The following is a 248-nucleotide window of genomic DNA, read 5'->3' as shown; positions in this document are numbered from 1 at the left end:
TCAACTCGAAACTCCTTCGGGTTGTATGGTTAAGTGACTAAGCGTACACGGTGGATGCCTTGGCAGTCAGAGGCGATGAAGGACGTATTAACTTGCGATAAGCCCAGATTAGGTAGTAAAAACCATTTGAGTCTGGGATTTCCGAATGGGGAAACCCACTAGCATAAGCTAGTATCGCTGCGTGAATACATAGCGCAGCGAGGCGAACCGGGGGAACTGAAACATCTAAGTACCTCGAGGAAAAGAAA

The 248-nt window shown here is 47.6% G+C and carries 1 rRNA gene; it reads left to right on the top strand.

Going from position 1 to position 248, the window contains the following annotated elements:
* Positions 1-27: 27 nt before the first annotated feature.
* Positions 28-248: ribosomal RNA gene (locus tag AACR11_RS11405) — 23S ribosomal RNA — on the top strand; the annotation flags it as partial.

It is taken from the genome of Vibrio sp. L85 (assembly GCF_963871815.1).
Classification (GTDB): Bacteria; Pseudomonadota; Gammaproteobacteria; order Enterobacterales; family Vibrionaceae; genus Vibrio; species Vibrio harveyi.
Note: the sequence above shows the minus strand (reverse complement) of the source record. Positions and strands in the feature narration are given on the sequence as shown.